This window comes from Algorimicrobium bowmanii, from assembly GCF_054031195.1.
Genome location: NZ_CM132929.1, coordinates 2,456,304 through 2,476,812 on the forward strand (window position 1 = coordinate 2,456,304; position 20,509 = coordinate 2,476,812).

Consider the following 20,509-nt stretch of genomic DNA (forward strand, 5'->3'; position numbering starts at 1 on the left):
AAATTTGTATTTTTTTATATTTATTTCAGTGTCAAATATAACGTAATTATATCAATTTTGTTTAAAGGGAAGTCTTTTACTTTCTTTAAATCATCTAAGCTTTTAAAGCCATCTCTCAAGGTACGCTCCTCAATAATATTATGAGCTATTTCATAATCTATGTACTGAATACGCACCAAGTCTTCCTTTGTAGCGGTGTTAAGATCTACTTGAGTAACCTCCTTAGGTGTTTTTACTGTAAATTGCTCTTGAATACGTACAATAACCTCTGGTGATAATCCATATACCTCCGTTAATTGTACATCGGCTATAAAACGACCTCCTAACTTTGTACGGTAAGCTACTATGCGTTGAGATAATTTATCTCCCACTCCGTATACCTGTTTAAGTTGAGCAGCAGTTGCCTGATTTAAATCTATTTTTCCAGAATAACTTTTAGGTTTATTATTATAATTTGTAGAATAATTAGAAACCTTTTTAGGGTTTGTTACCCATTCTGGAAATTTAAAAAATGGAGAAATACTATTTAATAACGAATCTGATACTTTAGTAACTTGCTGAAACTCTTTTGACGAATTCACCCAGTTATTTGACGCTCTAAACTTATGAAGTCTATCTATTTCTTCAGTAGACATACCTAAACGATATCCTTTATAGTCACTAATATAATTAGGGTTAAAAGGAAATATTTTAGGTTTCCTATTTTCAATTTCTACTAGTTTTAAAGAATCTATTTGTTGTTGGAATGCCGCAGGCATAGCTTCAGAACTCTTCTCTACCTCTTGCTTTTTATTATAAATATAAAAAGCAAATTGCATTAAAAATAGAATAGATAATAACAAAAAAATCCCATTTCGCTGTTTTTTAGTAAACGTGAAATGAGATTTTTTTAAAAGCATCTTGATGTGTTATTTATCACCCAACTTCCTATATAGTTTGTTAGATTTAAGTTTATTGATATACTCTGTTAAATCTCCTTTAACTTCACCAGACATTATATAAAGACCTATAATATTAGGGAAAGACATAGCAAGAATCATCATATCTGAAAAATCAAGTACGGCACCTAAACTTACAGATGCTCCAATAACTACAAATACTAAGAAAAGCATTTTATAAATAAACTCGATTTTTTTACTCTTACCAAATAAGTATGTCCAAGCTCTCATTCCATAATAAGACCATGAAATCATTGTAGAGAATGCGAATAAGAATACCGCTAATGCTAATACATATGGGAACCAAGATATTTGACTACCAAAAGCATCAGAAGTTAATTGTGCTCCAGCTAAACCTTCAACTTCATGCATACCTGTAAAAATCAATACTAAAGCTGTTAGTGTACAAACAACTACCGTATCAATAAATGGCTCTAATAAAGCTACAAATCCTTCTGAAGGAGGGTTATTTGTTTTAGCAGTACTATGTGCAATAGCCGCTGAACCGACACCTGCTTCATTTGAAAATGCTGCTCTTTGGAAACCAACAACAAGCACACCTACAATACCTCCTTTAAGAGCCGAAGGACTAAATGCGCCTTCGTAGATAGCTGAAAATGCTGGGCCGATATTTTGAATATTCATAATTATTACCGCTAATGCAGCTATAACATATATAGAAGCCATTACTGGAACAACACGTCCAGTTACTTTAGCAATACTATTAATACCTCCAATAATTACAACACCTACTAAGATTGCTGTTATAATTCCGAAATAAAATCCGTTACCTTCTAAAACAGGAAACTGTCCCGCTAATTGCTCAAAAGATTGATTGGCCTGAAACATGTTACCACCTCCAAAAGAAGCACCAACAGCTAAAACGGCAAACATTCCGGCAAGAACCTTACCAAGACTTTTCATGTTGCGTTTTTCAAGACCATGACGTAAGTAATTCATTGGTCCTCCAAATACACGCCCGTCAGGTAAAATATCACGATATTTAACACCTAAAGTACATTCAACAAATTTACTAGACATTCCTAATAAACCACAAACAATCATCCAAAATGTAGCACCTGCTCCACCTAAGGAAACAGCTACAGCAACACCTGCAATATTACCTAGACCAACGGTTCCTGAAACGGCCGTTGCTAAAGCTTGAAAGTGTGTTACTTGACCTGGAGCAGTTGGATCATCATATTTACCTCTTGCTAAATCTATAGCATGCTTAAAACCGCGAATATTGATAAAGCCCATTCTTATAGTAAAGAATAAAGCTCCTAGAACTAACCAAATTACAATAAAAGAAATTGGTTTTGTTAATGGGTCGCCGTTAGGGTGCGTTAACACTATAGGGTCGTCGTAAGTTACTTGAGCGAAAAAATGTGCACCTTGTTCAATAACATCTTGTGCGTTTTCAGAATTAAAAAACACAGAACCTTCCGTTGTTAAGTGCTTTAAAGAACCCTTCGCTGAAGAGTTTACTGTTATTTCTTTACCTGTTTTATCTTTAATGACAGCTAATGGTTCGTCAGTTACAACTTTTGCACCATCTGCTTTTAACCATTTAACAAGTGTATATTTATTATCTGTTTCACTTGTCCAGTCTGGCACACCAATTTGTTTGGAATCGGCATAAACCACAGGGTCATAAATACCAATTGCCGCAAATGGATCCCAAAAAAGTATGGAACCTAATGCACCTACTGCCGGTGTCATGGTTCCATTAAACATTTCTGCTATAGCTTCTGATTTTACTGTAAAAACAGCTGTTTTACTATCGCCATTTGCATCGGATACAACAACCGTATATGGCACTCCTTCTGTAAGTCCCGTTGCCTGTTTAGACGTTAACGGCGTACTTTCGTTACTCCAGCGATATGTAAAAGGCTCTACTCCACCTTTAACTGTAATATCAATAACACCATCGTTGATAGAGTTTGAAGGGTTATAAACATCGCCCTTTATTTCAAAATCTTGCGCAAACGCTATTATTGGTAGGATTACAGTAAAAATTGAAAGAAGAATTTTCTTCATAAGATTATTTATTAGTTAGTTTTTTTTAATTAGTAGGACAAGATGCTAAAAAAAAATGAGTTTTTAAAACATCTCTTGTTAAAAACAAGAATGGTCTATTTGATATTGTATACAGAATTCAATTTTAAAATTTGCTCTGAACGCCCTAAAACAATGATTTTACCTAAAGGCATTAGAGGAATATCCGCTTCTGGATTAATAATATATTCGCCTTTTTCATCCTTATAGCCAATAACATTACAACCTGTTTTTTTACGTAAATCTAAATCGCGAATGGTTTTAACTTCCGAAGAACTATAAAGTTTATTTACCGCAATTTCTTCAATATTAATATGGGACTTTCCTCCAATGGCTAAATTATCTATAAACTCGATTAAATCAGGAACAACAACTAAGGATGCCATATGATCACCACCAATTTTATCTGGAAGAATAACGTTATTAGCTCCTGCTAGTTTTAGTTTATTGTAAGATGTTTCTTGAGACGCCCGACTAATTATAGTCATTTCTTGATTAATTTGTCTGGCAGACAACACAACAAATAAATTATCAGCATCATTGGGCAATGCGGATATTAATGTTGTAGCACGCTCTACACCTGCTTGAATAAGAATTTCATCCTCATTAGCATTACCTGACACAAAAGGCACCATGTCACTTTGATATTTATCTATAATTTCTTTATCACGTTCTATAACAACAAAAGGCTTTTTATAGGATAATAATTTATGTGCTGCCTGTTTTCCATTTCTACCATAACCACAGATTATAATGTGCCCTGAAAGGTTGTCTATTTTTTTTTGCATTTTCTTCCCTTTTAAATCTTCATAGTTATTCTTACTTAAAATATATTCGGTAATAACACTTATAACATAACCAACAATTACGATACTGGTTAGAATAAGAAAAATAGTAAAAATTTTAGCGGCATCATCAAGCGGTCTAACCTCACCAAAACCAACAGTTGTAATGGTAATAACAGTCATATAAAGTGCATCGACAAATCGGTAGCCAGACATATTCATAAAACCTCCAACTCCAATAATCAGCACCAAAACAAATAGTAATATGGCCGTTAAAATCTTAGAGCGAAATAAGTTTAGTACGAAATTAGTCATATTTATAAATCGAAAACAGACGAGCGCTTAGTGAATAATAAATCTTTAATACGCATCCAAAAGGCAAAGAATAAGTACAGTGCAAATCCAAAACCTAGAGTTACAAAGGTCAAGTACATAAAAGATGTTCGTACAACTTTAGCACGAATTCCCAAACGATCAGCTATACGTTGACAAACGTAAAAGCCTCGTTTTTGAAAATACAATAACGGTTGATAAAAAATACTCATGCTGCAATTTAATAATTTATTTGCTTATTAAGTGGTTTCCTATAGCGCAATCTAAACATTTATTAAGATTACAATAACGTGTTTTAAGTTGAATTACTCCTTGAGACACACGTGCCGAGTTCTCCATTTGCTTTAGATTTGTAAACCGATTAACAATAGTGTTTTTCTCTAAGGGAACCTGACTCATTAACTCCATTATTCCCGAAAGATTAGTTTCTCCCTGACTCTTAGAATAGGCAAATTTTAAAGGAACAATACAGTTAATAACCAATAAATCTATAAATTTTTTAGTCAGTATTTTTTTAGAATTTTTAGATGCTGTTTGAAACGTATAATGGTTTTCCCAATAATTTGAACACCCAACTCTTAATGTATTATAAAATTCATTGAGAGTACCACTTGAAATAACTTTAGAGAACAGATTTGGGTTTTGAGAATACATGGATGCTAATTGTGATAACCTAATAGTAGGAAAATTTGAAGGGCGAAGTTTAAAAAACTGTGGTTTGGTTATATGATCATTATTCAATTGGAATTTATTTTTCAAGAAACGATACTTTTTAAATAATTCAACCTCATAAGGCTCCTCTGAATCGGCATCTAACAACTGTAATTGTCCAAAAAAAAGAGCTTCCAAATCTAAAGGGTCCTTTTGTGTTTTCCGAACTACTTTAAAGTCTAAAGACTGTGCCATGCTTAAAAAGGAATCCCCATTAATGTTTAATCCGAAACTTTTAGAAATTAAAATAAACAATACCGCTTCCCAGTCGTTTTTGAATTGTTTTAGTAGCTTAAATATTACAACCGATTTTTCTTCTAAGCGCTCTATATAAAGTCGTTCCAACCAATTATTAAGAATAAAATCTGGGATTGCATGAAACTGTTTCTCACAATTTATCCAATTTTGATTTTTGGAAAACAACTGTTGGTAATTAGTTAATACTTGAGTATCAACATAAGGTTTAAGCTCTAAAGTTGGAATGGGTATATTATTTTTTCGAAACACATCGGTATCATGTTCCCAAACCACATGAAGAATGACATTTAAATAAGCAGCATCCGTTTCATGATTATGCACATACCAATCAGACGATTTAATATGAATTTCAACATTCCCTCCCCATAACTGATCTCCTATTCTAACTTGAGCTGCGAAGAAATCGGGTCCTGAAAGCTGATTATGTCTTCCTGTATTAACAATATGCACTTGATTTCCATCAGTTGTCATTAAATCTGATAGCTGAAATTTTTTGAATTGCCATATGTAATGTAAAAACGCCTCTCTCACACATCTAATTTACACATTATAAAATAATTACATAAAAAATAAGCTATAAAACAGACTTATAAAAACACAAAAAGAGACCTAAATAAGGTCTCTTTTTGTTGACATATTATTTAATAGACTAATCTAAATAGCCCATTTTCTCCATCCATTCGTTATTAAACATTTTACCTACATAACGACTTCCGTGATCATGAAATAATACCACCACCACATCATTCTCATTAAAATGTTCTTTTAATTGCAATAATCCTTTAACGGCTGCTCCTGCTGAGTTCCCTAAGAACATACCTTCTTCTTTTGCTAATTTCTGAGTGTAAACAGCTGCATCCTTATCGGTAACCTTTGTAAACCCATCAATAATATCGAAATCTACATTTTTTGGCAAAATATCCTCACCAATCCCTTCAGTTACATAGGGATATATTTCATTTTCATCAAAAATTCCAGTTTCATGGTATTTCTTAAAAACACTTCCGTAGGTATCAATCCCCCAAACTTTTACATCTGGATTTTGTTCTTTTAAATACTTTCCTACACCAGAAATAGTACCACCCGTACCAACACCAACAACAAAATGAGTTATTTTACCTTCCGTTTGCTTCCAAATTTCTGGCCCTGTACTTTGATAATGAGCTTTAGCATTACTAGGGTTATCATATTGATTAACATACCATGAATTTGTTGTTTCCTCCCCTAGGCGTTTTGAAACAGAATAGTAACTTCTTGGATCTTCAGGCTCCACATCTGTAGGGCAAACTACCACTTCTGCACCAACAGCTTTAAGCATATCTACTTTTTCTTTACTTTGCTTATCAGCCATTACAAAAATACACTTGTACCCTTTTACTATTGCTGCTAGAGCTAATCCCATTCCTGTATTACCAGATGTTCCTTCAATAATAGTCCCTCCTGGTTTTAAACGACCATCTGCCTCAGCATCTTCTATCATGGTAAGCGCCATTCTATCCTTTACGGAATTACCTGGGTTAAAGGTTTCGTACTTCGACAGTACTAAACATGGTAAATCAGCTGTTAGTTTATTTAATTTCACCAATGGTGTATCACCAATGGTTTCAAGTATATTTTTTGCGTAATTCATATTTATCTTTTTAAGGTTGTCGGTATTATAAAAGTTTCCCAACAAGCTTATTAGCTATAATCTAAAATTTTAGAAGTGCAAAGGTATGATATTGAAAGGAAAGCACGAAAGATTTTTAACGCCATCCCTTTGAACTATAAATATGACCTGCGTTAAGGATTGCAGCGGCATCCTTTTTTGAGGCACGAGAAAAAGATACAGCGGAAAGCCTGGTACTACCTCGTGAGAACGTGGTAGTAAACGCCCATATAATATTAATCGAAACGGATAGCCTTAACCGGGGAAATTTTAGTAATGATGTAAGACGGAATTAGCAACATGAGTAAACACATAACAAAGGTACCTAAATTTAAAACAGCAATATATGAGATGCTTAAATACACAGGTGCTTCGCTCACGTAATATACATTAGGGTCTAACGGGAAAATTTTAAAATATTTTTGAACAAGTAATATTCCTACTCCTATGAGGTTTCCCCAAAACAATCCTAGAGCAATAAGATAGGATGCGTTATAAAGAAATATTTTTCGAATGGTCCAATTGTTACTGCCTAAAGCTTTTAAAATCCCGATCATCTGTGTACGTTCCAGAATTAATACTAGCAAGGCCGTTATCATGTTGAATCCTGCTACCAAAACCATAATACCAATGATACCGTAGATATTTTTCACAAAAATATGTATCCATTCAAAAATAGATTCAAATTTACGCTCAACGGTAATCGTGTTGTATTCTGGTGGTGTATTTTCATAAACTTGTTCCCGAATGGCATCTAATTTAGAGTAATCATTTACAAAAAGCTCAAAATGTCCTACTTTATCAGTTCCCCATTTATTAATACGCTGTAAATGTTTTATATGTGAAATAACATAGGTTTTATCAAACTCTTGAAAACCTGAATTATAAATACCCACAATTTTATAAGGCACAATTCGAGGCGCTTTATTAAAGTCATTATTTACAAAATACGTTTGAATTGTATCTCCAATTCCTAAATGTAGTCGATTGGCAATATATTCGGAGATTAATACATCTTCGCTATAACTATTCGTGTATTTAGGTATATTACCTGCTATGAGGTATTCCCGAAAATAATCCCATTTATAATCTGTTCCAACACCTTTAACAATAACTGCTTCAAAATCAGATTCTGTTCTAATTACACCAAACTTTGTTGCTACACCTTGCACATGACTAACACCACTAACAGAGTTAAAATCAGGATAAAAAGTTTGATTTAAAGACATGGCAGTATCACTCTCTTGTGAATTATTCAAGCCAAATTTAGAAATAAGCAAATGTCCATTAAAGGCCACAACTTTATCGCGAATTTTTTGCTGCAGACCAATACCAGTAGCTATTGAAATCATCATAACAATAATTCCTATAGCTATTGCTGCAATTCCAATTTTTATTATTGGTGCTGAAACGCTACTTTTATACGCTTTACTATCAATAATGCGTTTTGCTATAAAATATTCGAAATTCAAATGATGCAATTACTATTAAATAAGTTCAAAAATACAGTTTTATTATTTGTTATGGTATTGATTTCTTGTGGAAACTTTTCACAAACAGAAACTGATAAAAAACAAAACCTTTTGACCACCAATAAAACATCTGAGTCACCTAAAAAAGAAAGCATTGTAGTTGGAGCTAATCAAACTATGGCTTATTTACCAATACTAAAAGGGAAGCGTGTTGGAATTGTTGCCAATCAAACCTCTGTTATTTTTAAAAACGCCAATAGTTACACCCATCTTGTAGATTCGTTACTCGCTTTAGATGTACAACTTAAAAAGGTTTTTGCTCCTGAACACGGGTTTCGTGGAACAGCAGATGCTGGCGAAACTATAAAAGATGGAATTGACACAAAAACAGGATTACCAATAATTTCACTTTATGGCAACAATAAAAAACCAACTAGTCAACAATTAGATGGATTAGATCTTGTAATTTTTGACATTCAAGATGTAGGCGCACGATTTTACACCTATATTTCATCCTTACATTATGTAATGGAAGCTTGTGCAGAACAAGATATACCTGTTTTAATTTTAGACAGACCAAACCCTAACGGACATTATATAGACGGTCCCGTATTAGAAATGGCAAATAAAAGTTTTGTAGGCATGCATCCAGTACCTGTAGTTCACGGTATGACAATCGGTGAATATGCTAAAATGATAAACGGAGAAAATTGGTTAAATAATAATGTAAAATGCACATTAACTATTATACCGGTAAAAAACTACACACATAAAACACCATATAGTTTACCTATAAAACCATCTCCTAACCTACCAAATGATATCGCTATAAATCTATATCCGAGTTTATGCTTTTTTGAAGGTACTAATGTAAGTGCCGGTCGTGGTACAGAAAAGCAATTTCAGATTTTTGGAAGCCCGTTTCTAAACAAAGAATTATTTAACTATGATTATCAATTTACACCTAAACCAAACAATGGTGCTAAATACCCTAAACACGATGGCAAGTTATGCTATGGCAAAGACTTAAGCCAAATCACCCTCTTAGATAGACTAGATTTAAACTACTTAATCAATGCTTACCAAGCAACTAAGGATCAGTCACAATTTTTTAATAACTTCTTTATCAAATTAGCTGGAACAGATAAATTGCAGAAACAGATTGAAAGCAAACATACGGCCTATGAGATTAAGAAAACTTGGGTTCGTGACTTACAAGCTTATGATGCCATGCGAACACCATATTTAATTTACAAATAAACACAAAGCAATACTTAATCGTACGGTTTTCCGTTAGGTCTTAAATTAGCTTTTCTGTACTCGGCACGTGTTTGTACAATATAGCGTTTGTTTTTACTAAAACGACGAGAACCAGATAGACTATAAGGCACAAAAATAACCTCAGTATCTTCTAAGTTAGCAAGTTTTTGCGACGCTTCACTTGCTATCAAACGCTTTTCATTTTCAACCGTTGGTTTAGAAAAATAATCGGCTTCCCTTGATTTATTGTGAACTTTACTGAGAATAGCATCATTATTGTATAAGGGATTTGTTTCCTTTTTTGAACGTTTTGAATTAAAATCTGCTAATGTATTTCGGGAACGATCATCCTGCAGGTCATCTAAAACCACAGTATTATTATCCGTATCTGTATCAATTGCTAATCGAGAATTTGGAAGTAGAGAATCTAATATAGGTTGTAATCTAGCCACTTTAAAAACCACCGTTTTACTATAAATATAGTTCTCATCTTTTCCTTCAATAAAAAGCACCGATATTGTATAATCACCAACCTCTAATGTATTTAAAGGTATGGCCACTTCTTTTTTGTTTTCGGTTATAGAAATAACCTGAACTTTGTTATTGTTTATTATCTCAATTTTAGATAAATCGTAGATACTTTTTAACAACAAGGTATCACCCGACGCATTCAGGTCATGTTTTAAACTAGCTGCTTTCGCATTAATATTTTTAGTAATTGTTGAGTAGATATTGCTTTGCCCGAAAGAGAACTGACTAAAACTCACCAATAAAAACATCAACACAACTATCCGTAGAAGTCTCATGTTAATAAAATTTTAATTTAAAAATGTTTTCTTAGCTATCAATCAGGGGGCTTGACAATACAAAGGTATCTATTACTTGGGGAACCATCAAAAACAGGCAATTATATTCGTTAATTCATAATATTTTTCAGATAAAGCGTGTGTTAATGACGTATTTATCGATGAATTCCAAAATCTAAATTAATAAAATCAAGGAAATTTGGTTCGTAAGGGATTGAACTAGGTATGTTCAATTTTGGTTGTTTTATCCAAAATATAGATTACAAAAATAATTTTTTTAGGAGATTGAGACACTACTAGAACATGCTTACCTTTAGGAAGCTTATTGAGAGGCATCTTATAATTATACGTATCAATTTGTAAATCTATTTCTCTCTCAAACTCATCATTTAAAGAGTAAACTCTTGTAATTTTTGAATCACTTTTAAGTAGTAGTGTATCTTTTGTTTTGTTTAGCTCATGTACTAGACTACGTGCTTCTACATTTTTATTTTGTTCTAGCTTAGCTATGTATTTAGCCTGACCACTAGAGAAGTTAAAAAATAATCCAAAAGCCATTAGCAGCAAAGAGGGCATGCCGTTTTTCATATAAATTAAGTGCTATTATTAATACACTTGAACACAAATATATAAGCTATTTTATAAAACAAATAAAAATAAATGGTTTTCTTTTCAAACCCTCCAATCTCAACATATTTTTTCAGGAAACCTCATAACTTTAAGAGCGAATCTCGTAAATACCATTATTCGGTTGTGTTTTGATATTTCTGAAAAGGTTGTTTTAACAACTCACTTATTTGTCCATTAGTTACTTCATTAGGAAAAACATCTACACCATACACAATTTTTTCTCGGTCTAGCTCCATATAAGTTCCAAACATACGGTCCCAAATAGAAAAAATGTTCCCGTAGTTAGAATCCGTATAAGGTAAAACATAGTGGTGATGAACTTTATGCATATTAGGCGATACAAGCACATAGCTAATAGCCTTATCTAACTTACTAGGTAATTTAATGTTGGCATGTGTGAGTTGTGTAAAAACCACAGACAGTGACTGGTATAAAAACACGATTGCAATAGGCGTACCTACAATAAAAACACCTAGAATGGTAAAACTAAAACGTATAACAGATTCTATTGGATGATGTCTGTTTCCTGTTGTGGTATCTACATGATGATCTGTATGATGCACCAAATGCACTTTCCATAATGGCGGTATTTTATGCTCTACAAAATGTGCCAAGTAAGCACCAAAAAAGTCTAACAATAAAACACCTAGTAAGGCATACAACCATAAAGGCATTTTTGGTAACCAATTAATAATACCAAAGTTATTTTCATACACCCAATCGGTAGATTTTAGCAGCAAAAATGCTAATCCAAAATTAATTATAATAGTTGTTAAGGTTAGGAAAAAATTTGGCCAAGCATGCTTCCATTTCTTATAAGTAAACTGAAACAATGGTAAAGCTCCTTCTAAAATCCAAAAAAACATTATCCCACCTACTAGTAATATACTTCTATGTAGTGTTGGAATAGTTTCAAAATAAGTAATTATAGTTTCCACAGTATTTTTTTCTAAATATACTAAAACCTAGCTTCAATATTTGATACGCTTTTTCATTTCTTCAACAATATTGTAAGCTGCTGGGCATATTTCAACATTTTTCATGGTAAGGTTAGATATCTGCTGAAATTTTTTACGATCTGTATGCGGAAACTCACTACACGCTTTTGGCCTTACTTCATATATACTACAATAATTATCTGCCCCTAAAAAAGTACAGGGTAACGACTGCAACACATAATCATTATCCTCATCAACACGTAAAAACTGATCAATAAAAGGCTGCGGCTTCATTTTAAAATGCTTGGCTATACGAGACACATCCTTATCTGTAAACAAAGGACCTGTTGTTTTACAACAATTAGCACATTCCAGACAATCGGTTTTCTGAAATTCTTCGTCGTGCAAATCTTGCATAATATAATCCAATTGCTTGGGTGGTTTCTTTTTTAGTTTTTTAAAGAAATCTTTAGTTTCCTTATGCTTATCTTTGGCGTTCTTAGGAAGGTTTTTTAGAATATCTTGCATGAGGCAAAAATAATGAATCTTCACGAATACAAATTCTATTTGGAATCATTTTCAAGTTGAAATATAACAATACTATGATAAAAGATATATTTGGAAAGGCATTATTAGATTATCAAGCAGGAAATTATACTGAAGATATAATCACCTCAACTAATATTTCGGAAGAAGATGAGTTGCCCATCCCCTATTTATTTCGCGAATTTAAAGCGATGCCTAAACTGGAACAAAAAGCTTTAAAACTTGCCAAAGGACATATCTTAGATGTTGGATGTGGCTCAGGAAGTCATAGTTTGTATTTGCAAAAAAAAGGCCATTCAGTAAAAGCCATAGACATTTCGGAAGGCGCGATTCAAGTGGCATTACGGCGCGGTGTTGAAAATGCCGAATGCATAGACATCTTAAAAGAAACCCAAACTTTTGATACCATTTTATTACTGATGAATGGTACAGGTATTTTTCAAGAATTATCGGAAGTTAGTAAGTACTTAACGCATTTAAAATCGTTGTTAAACCCAGGCGGTCAGATATTAATAGATTCATCAGACATAAAATACATGTACGAAGATGAGGATGGCGGTTTATGGATTGACACCCAAGCAAACTACTATGGTGAATTGGATTATTATTTAAGTTATAAAGGCGAAGATGAACCCCCTATGAAATGGTTGTATTTAGATTTTGAAACCTTAAAACTTGCCTGTCAAACAGTTGGTTTAACATGTACTAAAATAATGGATGGCGCACATTATGATTACTTAGCACAATTAGAGTTATAATAAGCTACAACAGCTTCCAAATCATCACTTTTAAAAGCTTTATCTTCTATTTTACTTACCAAACCAGGGCAATCTTGAAAATATTCTATGGCATTTTTTTTAAAACCAGAAAGCATTAGATTATTACTACTGTTTAAAGGCACCTCATTTCTTTTTTGAATTAATTGTTGATCAAATACTCGTATTTGCGAACCGTTATTCGAGGATACCCTTCGCTCTAATAATCGTACATCTCCATCAATGACCAATTCCGCAAAACCAAATTTAGATTTTTTTTCGTTTTTTGGAAAAACAATAAACCTAGCGGAGCGTTTTCTATCTACTTTTTTACCATTAACTTTTGTTCTATAATCCAGCTGAAACACAATACTATCAATGTTTTTTGCTTTCAAAGTATGTGTCGGTTTTCCTTTCCCTTCTGAAAGTCGGAATGTCTCATTACCTCCTGAAACTGAGCTGGAAGTAGGCATAGAAATCCTACCTTCTCCTTTAATGCTTTTACCATCCTTTAAAAACACCACCGCTTCTTCCCAATCCGTATTATACTGTGTAAATCCTAATTGGAAACAAAATAACAAAGTAAGGCTATAAATTATTCTCATAACTGGTGTTTTAACATGTGTATTTAAGTCCTATTGTCGGCTACCACTTAAGTAAGTCTGTTCTACTTTAGTATCTGGCACTTGATGGATATCCACAGTCATAATATCACGATCTAGAATTATAAAATCGGCAAATTTACCTGCTTCAATACTTCCCTTTTCTTTTTCTTCAAAATTAGAATAAGCAGCCCAAATAGTCATACCGCGTAATGTTTCCTCACGTGTCAAGGCATTTTCCATTTGAAAACCATCTTCTGGGTATTCTTTTAAATCCTGTCTGGCAACCGCTGCATAAAAGGTTAAAAAAGGACTTACTTTTTCAACAGGAAAATCGGTACCTAAAGCAACTTTACCGTACACGTCTAGTAATTTTTTATAAGCATAAGCACCTTTCATACGTTCAGCTCCCAACCGATCGTTGGACCAATACATATCACTTGTAGCATGTGTTGGCTGAATAGACGGCATAATATTATCAAATTTATCAAAATCTTCAGGCGAAATAATTTGCGCGTGTTCAATACGCCATCGTCTATTGTTTTGACCATTAAGTGCTTTTTTATAAATATTTAAAACCGCATGATTGGCTGAATCTCCAATAGCGTGTGTATTTAGTTGAAACTCAGAATTAGCAATACGTTTAGCTGCGTTTTCTAAATAATCCAAACTAGTTACAGGTAAACCATAAACGGTATGTGCATCGGAATAAGGTTCACGTAATAAAGCACCACGAGACCCTAAAGCGCCATCGGCGGAAATTTTAAACGATCGGATATGTAGTGCATCGGTTTTAACAATACCAGCATTTAAATAATAATCTAAATTAGCTTCTGTACCACTAGCCATAACATACAACCTAATTTTTAAATCACCTGTTTGATACAAACTATCCATTATAGCAATAGCATCGGCTGCTACACCAGCATCATCAACCGTTGTTAAACCATACTCAAAACAAGCTTTTTGTGCAGCCAACATTGCTTTAACACGCTCCCTACGTGTAGGAGTTGGCCAGTTATTAAACACAAGATTTTGAGCTGCATCAACTAAAACACCTGTTAGTTTACCATTCTTTTTAATAAACTCACCACCAGAAACTTGACTGTTTTCTGTAACATTCCCTAAATTTAAAGCTGCTTGATTAAAAAGTGTTGCATGACCGTCTATCCGCCCTAAACCGACAGGCGTATCTGGGAATAATTTATTTAACAAGGTGTTATCTGGAAATGCTTGATCTTCCCAATCGTTTTGATCCCATCCTCTAGCAAATATGACACTGCGTTGTTCTTTATTCTGAAAATCCAAAACACGTTTCAATACCTCTTCAAAGCTTGTTGTTCCCATAAGATCAACACTTAGTAAGGTATTCCCTAAACCTTCAAAATGAGCGTGTGCATCAATTAAACCTGGTAAAATGGTTTTTCCTGCCGCATCAATAATGGTGTCGGCAATATATTTTTCTTGAAGTATCTCTGAAGTAGAAATTTCTAAAAATTTCCCGTCTTTAATAGCAAAGGCTTCAGCTTTGTCAAAGCTATCATTAACGGTATAAACATTACCATTAATAACAATAGCATCCGCTTGTATTTTTTCTTTCTGACAAGAAAACATGGTTACTAAAATGACAAGGGCTATAATTTTTTTCATATTGTATAAATTAAGATAACGTCATATTCCTCCTAGTAAGAATCCATTAATTGACGCTGTGTAAAAATAGTAAAAGCGTTCAAATATGAACGCTTTTATATATAATTAAAGATGTTTTAGGAAAACAACGGGTTACCATTGTACTATAAAAAACACTATTAGAAGTCGAATTTATAACTTGCTCCCGCTAAAGCTTGGAAACTTTGAACCGGATAGTTTAACCAACGTTGGTAATTTTGACTTGCTATATTATTAGCCTTAGCAAATACTGAAAGACGATCATTTACACGATAACCAACATGCACATTAGCATCAAAAAAACCATCCAAAGTTACTTGCTCTGTAGGAGTTAGTAATACAGGAAATAAAGGGTTGTTAACTGTTTCGAATCCAGATAGAGCTTCACGCTCTCCTTCATAAAAAACACTTGCTCCTGCAAACCATTTCTCGGTAATTTGATAATCCATAAATAATGATGCTTTTAAGTTGGGTAAGTTCCAAGCTTCTTCTTCATATTTAGTATCATAAATAAAGTAATCGGCAGCCAAACCTAAAGTAAAATTACGATTAACATCCACGTTTAATTCTCCACCAAAAGAAAGTGTTGATACGTTATCATAAACCACTGCAAAACTATTACCATATTGGTAAGCTTCTTGGATATAAAAATCGTAAGGGATTAAATTATTTCTATAAAGCCCTTTATTATTTTCGGCCTTGTATGCTGCTTTTACATTATACCCAATACTATTAGACACTTTACCTTTAAGACCTAAAAAAGCGTTGTATTGCTGATCGGTTGGACTGATACCTAAAGTAGGAGAAACAAACGGGTTTTCTTGAGCAAAATTGTAGTACGTATTTTGTAGTAATCCTCCCTTAACACCTCCATAAGCTATAACCAACTCGTTTACGACACGGTAGGAAGCAGAAATATTAGGATACACATAAAAATTACTTTCGCCAGCTTCTGAATTATTTGCATACACCAATTTCACACCAAGATCTAACGTTAAATCGTCTTTTACCAAACGGTAAGTTGGTGCTAAACCGATATTAAAATTACCATAATCTATTGCGTCAGTTGTGATATAGTTTCTTTCAAAACTTCCTCCAACATAATCAATTTCTAATTCAGTATTTATTACAAAATCACTAACAGGGATATCGGATATAACTACGGCATTAACATGGTTTTCACTTGAACCTTGGTTATCTCCAAAGTGTCTGAATAATAGGTTGGCAGAATCTAAGTAAGCATCTTCAAAAGCCACATCACCACCAATATGCGCACCATAAAAGGTATGTCCTGCATCTACGCCTGCTATAGCGTCTTTAGTAAAATAAGGTTGTGGTACGCCATACCAGTTATAAACTTGGTGCAACCCACCAACATTTGCATTCCATACCAGATCGCGACCAGTCTCACTATAGGTTGCCTGTATTTTTGTATTTGAATAGTTGTCATCTAAGAGTAAATCGTCAATTCCTCCCTGTGAAGACTCGTGTGTAATATAACCGCCAATGGTTTGACTTCTACTAATTGCATGATTTAAGTAAACTTCACCTAAAATAGTCGTATAACTACCAAACCCTAAGGACGCATAATTATCATATAATTTAGGCGCTTTCTGCTTGTCTAAAACTGCAGCCTTTCCTTTTGCAGGAGTAAAAGTAGAAGCTACTGGAATAGAAAATATATTATACTCAACAGGCTTTTTAGTCGTGGTAACATCATCATCTAACACAGGTGTTTCTTTCACTTTAAATGCATCTGAAATGGATGGTGTATATGGTTTAACGACGTTAATTACATTTGTTTCTAATGTATCTTTATCGCGCTCTTGCCCCCAAGAATTAAGACTTGATAGTAAAAACACACTTGATAATACAAAATAAAGGTGCTGACGCATAGATTTCTTTTTTGATTGCTGAATTTTATAAATAGTCATCATGGTTATGCTTCAATTTTAGTTGTTGGATAATTCAAGTTCCTGAACTGAAGCATTTGTTTTGGCTTGTTCTGTTTTAATTTGTGCTAATGTATTTTGAGCTTCGGTAACGACATCATCAAAATCTTTAAAATTCTCAATAACACTATCTAAAATATAAGTCGCTTGAAAAGCATCATTTAAAGCATAATAGTTTTTTGCCATCAAGACTAAACCTTTTGCACTATAATATTTATATCCTGAAAAATCTTTAGCCAATTTCTGAACGGTGACATTAGAGTTTTCATAAGCTCCAGATTTATTTTCAAAATAAGCTTTATAATAATAAGCTTCGGCAGCTGTTTCGCCTGTAGCTGTTTTTTCAACTTCGGTATAAGCCACTTTAGCACGATCTTCGTCATTTGTTTTCATTGCCGAACGTGCTATAATCACATAAGCATCACTTGTTATTTTATTGTCAATTTTAGATTGCTGTAGTACCTTTTCTGCATAAGACACAGCTTCATCGTAGGCATTTAACTGATAGTTAGCTTTCATTAAATTAGATTGTGCATAAACGACATTTTGAGGAAAACTAGCTTCTTTTTCTAAACGCTTAAGGATAGGAATAGCTGATGACCAATCTTTTGTGTTTAAATAAACCTGAGCTAAACGTGACAATGACTCTTCGGTAAACTCACTAGAAGGACTATCAATTACCGCCTTATAATGAGGCGCTGCATTTTCTTGCAAATCTTTCTTGAAATACAACTGTGCTACGTAAAAATGGGCTTGTAACGTATGTAAACCTTTAGGAAACTGACTTAAATACCCATTAAATTGCTTAATTGCATCATCCGTTTTATTATCTAGGTATTTTTTCTCAGCTGATTCATAAGTAGCATTATCTAAGTCTGCATCCGAAACCGCAACATAATCTAAGGTTTGCACCCAAGCAGCATAATCATTAACGCGTCCTAAGTCAATATATATTAAGCGCACCGTTGAAACGGCTTGATTAGCCTCTGCTGTATTTGGATAATTTGTAGCTACAGTTTTAAATTTTGTTAAAGCCTCTTCGTTTCTACTAGCATTATAATGTACTAATCCTTGACGCAATAAAGCTTTTGGCACAAAAGTACTCCGTGGGTTTTCGTTTGCTAAACGATCGTACATTTTCATTGCCTCGGTTGTTTTATTGGCTTTAATATAAGTGTTAGCTAACTCATACATAGCGTCATCTTGTAGAGTAGAATTTGGATATCGAGAAATAAAGGTTTCTAAGCCATTTATTTTGTCTGTGGTTTGCCCCTCATAACCCTCACTCAATGTTTTTTGAAAAAAAGCATAATCGGCATCAACAATATTCATTTTAACAGCTTTATCATAAGCCGCAATTGCAGCGCTGTAATTACTAGAAACAAAATGAGCATCTCCTAAACGTAAGTACGCATCATTAAGGCGCTGAGCGTCTAAATCGTTGCCTTGAATGAATTTATTGAAGAATTCACTAGATTTTGTATAATTTTTCTGCTTAAAGTATGTATACGCTAGATTGTAATCACTGTTTTTAAATTCAGGACTTGAATCGGCTACTTCCGATTGTTGAAATTGTTTAAAACCAATTAATGCTTCATTATAATCGGAAAGATTATAATCCGTTTCGGCATTCCAAAACGTAGCACGAACCGTATAAGTCTCGTTAATAGCTTCCTTTATAGATTTTTCAAATAAACTTTTTGCTTCTTGGTATTTGCCTTCATTATAAAGTTCTAATCCTCTATAGAAAGCTACTTTTTGGTACGCTTCTTTACTAGCAAAACTACGTTTACCTTCCAACAAATTTAAAGCCTCTTGATAATTTTTTGAAGTGATATAGGAATCTACCAACAAAACTTCAATCTCTTCTTTATAACCTGAGTCTGGATAAGTATCCAAATAGGTAGTTAACACTTGTGGCACCGACTGATATGGGTTTCCTATGTCGTAACTAATTTTCGCATAATTAAGCCAAGCATCTTCTTGAATTTTTAAATCGTAATCCATTTGAGACGCATTTCTGAAGGCATTTAAACCTTCTTGTTTTTTATCGAGCTTCACATAACTTTCACCTAAATGATAATAGGCATTTTGAGCGACGCTATTATTACCATCAATAATTTTATTAAACTCAGAAATAGCACTTTCAAAATCACCTTGCTTGTAATAAGCATAACCTAATTGATAATAATCGGTGTTATTCCATTTCCCTTTATTCCCTTGGTATTTAGTTAAAAAGGGAATTGCTTCGGCATATTTTTTTTGATTAAAATAACTTTCACCAATAATTTTATTCAATTCAGACACTTCTGCCCTATTGCTTTTAGGGAGTTGCTCTTTTGCTAATGTTATAGCTTCATCAAAATTCCCTAACTTAAAATTCAGATCTGCTTGATAGTAAGACAATTTTTCTTGATATTTCTCTTGATTGCTAACCTGATCAAAATAGGTATTGGCTTCTTGGTAATCATCCGATTCGTAAGCCATAAAACCTATATAATATTTTGCTTGCGATCCGTATTCAGGTGAATTTTCAAGTCGAGATAAGTATTTTCTAGCCGTTTTATAATCTTTAGTTGAAAAAGCAACGTAACCGTTATTAAAACTAAACTTATCACGCTCGGTTCTAGATAAACTATTTTCATCTACGCGATCGTACCATTTTTTGGCGTAAGCATATTTTCCATTTTTAAAATAATAATCGGCAACATCTAAAAATGCAGAATTTCGCTTCGTACTTGTAGGGTGGTTTTCAACAAAATCCTCTACTAATTTATCAGCGTTTTGTTGATTTAATCGTACTGCACAATTAGCTATATAATAATCACAATCCGCAAGTATCTCATCTGTTTCAGCTGTTTTCTTAAGCGCTTTAAACAAGGCTTGTGCTGCAGGATACTGACTATTATTATATAAAGCGAGTGCTTTTTGGTAATCTACTAAATGATTAGTGTACGCTTCAGATTGTTGCGCAAATGTAGCCAAAGAAAATCCGAGTATAAATAAGCACGTAATAAGTGTTTTTTTCAACATGAAACCATTTTTAAATTTAAATATCAAAGATAATTTAATCTGTTTTTATAACGTTAGATTTATGATATAATTATAAACAGAGTTTGAAAATAAGAAAATCAATAATTGAAAACAGC

17 protein-coding genes are annotated in these 20,509 nt (G+C 33.4%); 2 read left to right on the top strand and 15 right to left on the bottom strand.

Annotated elements, in window-relative coordinates:
- Positions 1–20: 20 nt before the first annotated feature.
- The 7 genes from ACW5R3_RS11000 to ACW5R3_RS11030 form a co-directional block, all read right to left on the bottom strand.
- Positions 21–899, bottom strand: a complete 879-nt coding sequence (locus ACW5R3_RS11000; RefSeq protein WP_456577065.1) for a ComEA family DNA-binding protein — start codon at positions 897–899, stop codon at positions 21–23.
- A 9-nt stretch (positions 900–908) separates the two neighbouring features.
- Positions 909–2,978 carry an amino acid carrier protein gene (locus tag ACW5R3_RS11005; RefSeq protein WP_456577066.1) on the bottom strand — a complete coding sequence of 690 codons (2,070 nt, stop codon included), beginning with the start codon at positions 2,976–2,978 and terminating at the stop codon, positions 909–911.
- 95 nt (positions 2,979–3,073) lie between these two features.
- Positions 3,074–4,096 carry a potassium channel family protein gene (locus ACW5R3_RS11010; protein WP_456577067.1) on the bottom strand — a complete coding sequence of 341 codons (1,023 nt, stop codon included), beginning with the start codon at positions 4,094–4,096 and terminating at the stop codon, positions 3,074–3,076.
- 2 nt (positions 4,097–4,098) lie between these two features.
- Entirely contained in the window at positions 4,099–4,326 is a 228-nt protein-coding gene (locus ACW5R3_RS11015; protein ID WP_456577068.1) for a PspC domain-containing protein, read from the bottom strand.
- Between the two features lie 16 nt (positions 4,327–4,342).
- Positions 4,343–5,554, bottom strand: a complete 1,212-nt coding sequence (locus ACW5R3_RS11020; protein WP_456577069.1) for a DUF2851 family protein — start codon at positions 5,552–5,554, stop codon at positions 4,343–4,345.
- 178 nt (positions 5,555–5,732) lie between these two features.
- Entirely contained in the window at positions 5,733–6,713 is a 981-nt protein-coding gene (locus ACW5R3_RS11025) for a PLP-dependent cysteine synthase family protein (RefSeq protein ID WP_456577070.1), read from the bottom strand.
- Positions 6,714–6,967: 254 nt separating this feature from the next.
- The gene (locus tag ACW5R3_RS11030) at positions 6,968–8,203 is read right to left on the bottom strand and encodes an ABC transporter permease (protein WP_456577071.1); all 1,236 of its coding nucleotides are present in this window, start codon (positions 8,201–8,203) and stop codon (positions 6,968–6,970) included.
- On the opposite strand from ACW5R3_RS11030, the gene ACW5R3_RS11035 reads away from it, so the two are divergent.
- On the top strand, positions 8,204–9,463 hold the full coding sequence (locus ACW5R3_RS11035) for an exo-beta-N-acetylmuramidase NamZ family protein (RefSeq protein WP_456577072.1): 1,260 nt from the start codon (positions 8,204–8,206) through the stop codon (positions 9,461–9,463). It abuts the gene before it with no gap.
- Positions 9,464–9,477: 14 nt separating this feature from the next.
- Here the strand turns inward: ACW5R3_RS11035 and ACW5R3_RS11040 are convergent, their stop codons facing one another.
- The 4 genes from ACW5R3_RS11040 to ACW5R3_RS11055 form a co-directional block, all read right to left on the bottom strand.
- Positions 9,478–10,269: a hypothetical protein gene (locus ACW5R3_RS11040; RefSeq protein WP_456577073.1), complete on the bottom strand. Its 792-nt coding sequence runs from the start codon at positions 10,267–10,269 to the stop codon at positions 9,478–9,480.
- Between the two features lie 219 nt (positions 10,270–10,488).
- Positions 10,489–10,857 carry a hypothetical protein gene (locus tag ACW5R3_RS11045; protein WP_456577074.1) on the bottom strand — a complete coding sequence of 123 codons (369 nt, stop codon included), beginning with the start codon at positions 10,855–10,857 and terminating at the stop codon, positions 10,489–10,491.
- 155 nt (positions 10,858–11,012) lie between these two features.
- Positions 11,013–11,837 (bottom strand): sterol desaturase family protein, encoded by an 825-nt coding sequence (locus tag ACW5R3_RS11050; RefSeq protein WP_456577075.1) that lies wholly within the window; start codon positions 11,835–11,837, stop codon positions 11,013–11,015.
- 33 nt (positions 11,838–11,870) lie between these two features.
- Positions 11,871–12,365: a YkgJ family cysteine cluster protein gene (locus tag ACW5R3_RS11055; protein ID WP_456577076.1), complete on the bottom strand. Its 495-nt coding sequence runs from the start codon at positions 12,363–12,365 to the stop codon at positions 11,871–11,873.
- 77 nt (positions 12,366–12,442) lie between these two features.
- Between ACW5R3_RS11055 and ACW5R3_RS11060 the strand changes: the two genes are divergently transcribed.
- Complete coding sequence (locus ACW5R3_RS11060; protein ID WP_456578831.1) at positions 12,443–13,141, top strand: class I SAM-dependent methyltransferase; 699 nt, start codon at positions 12,443–12,445, stop codon at positions 13,139–13,141.
- On the opposite strand, the gene ACW5R3_RS11065 is transcribed toward ACW5R3_RS11060, so the two are convergent.
- The 4 genes from ACW5R3_RS11065 to ACW5R3_RS11080 form a co-directional block, all read right to left on the bottom strand.
- Positions 13,117–13,743, bottom strand: a complete 627-nt coding sequence (locus ACW5R3_RS11065; protein WP_456577077.1) for a hypothetical protein — start codon at positions 13,741–13,743, stop codon at positions 13,117–13,119. The two genes, ACW5R3_RS11060 and ACW5R3_RS11065, sit on opposite strands and share 25 nt — an antisense overlap.
- A gap of 30 nt (positions 13,744–13,773) precedes the next feature.
- Positions 13,774–15,390 (bottom strand): amidohydrolase, encoded by a 1,617-nt coding sequence (locus ACW5R3_RS11070; protein ID WP_456577078.1) that lies wholly within the window; start codon positions 15,388–15,390, stop codon positions 13,774–13,776.
- 158 nt (positions 15,391–15,548) lie between these two features.
- Entirely contained in the window at positions 15,549–17,345 is a 1,797-nt protein-coding gene (locus ACW5R3_RS11075) for a TonB-dependent receptor (protein ID WP_456577079.1), read from the bottom strand.
- Positions 17,346–17,360: 15 nt separating this feature from the next.
- The gene (locus ACW5R3_RS11080; protein ID WP_456577080.1) at positions 17,361–20,393 is read right to left on the bottom strand and encodes a tetratricopeptide repeat protein; all 3,033 of its coding nucleotides are present in this window, start codon (positions 20,391–20,393) and stop codon (positions 17,361–17,363) included.
- Positions 20,394–20,509 lie beyond the last annotated feature (116 nt).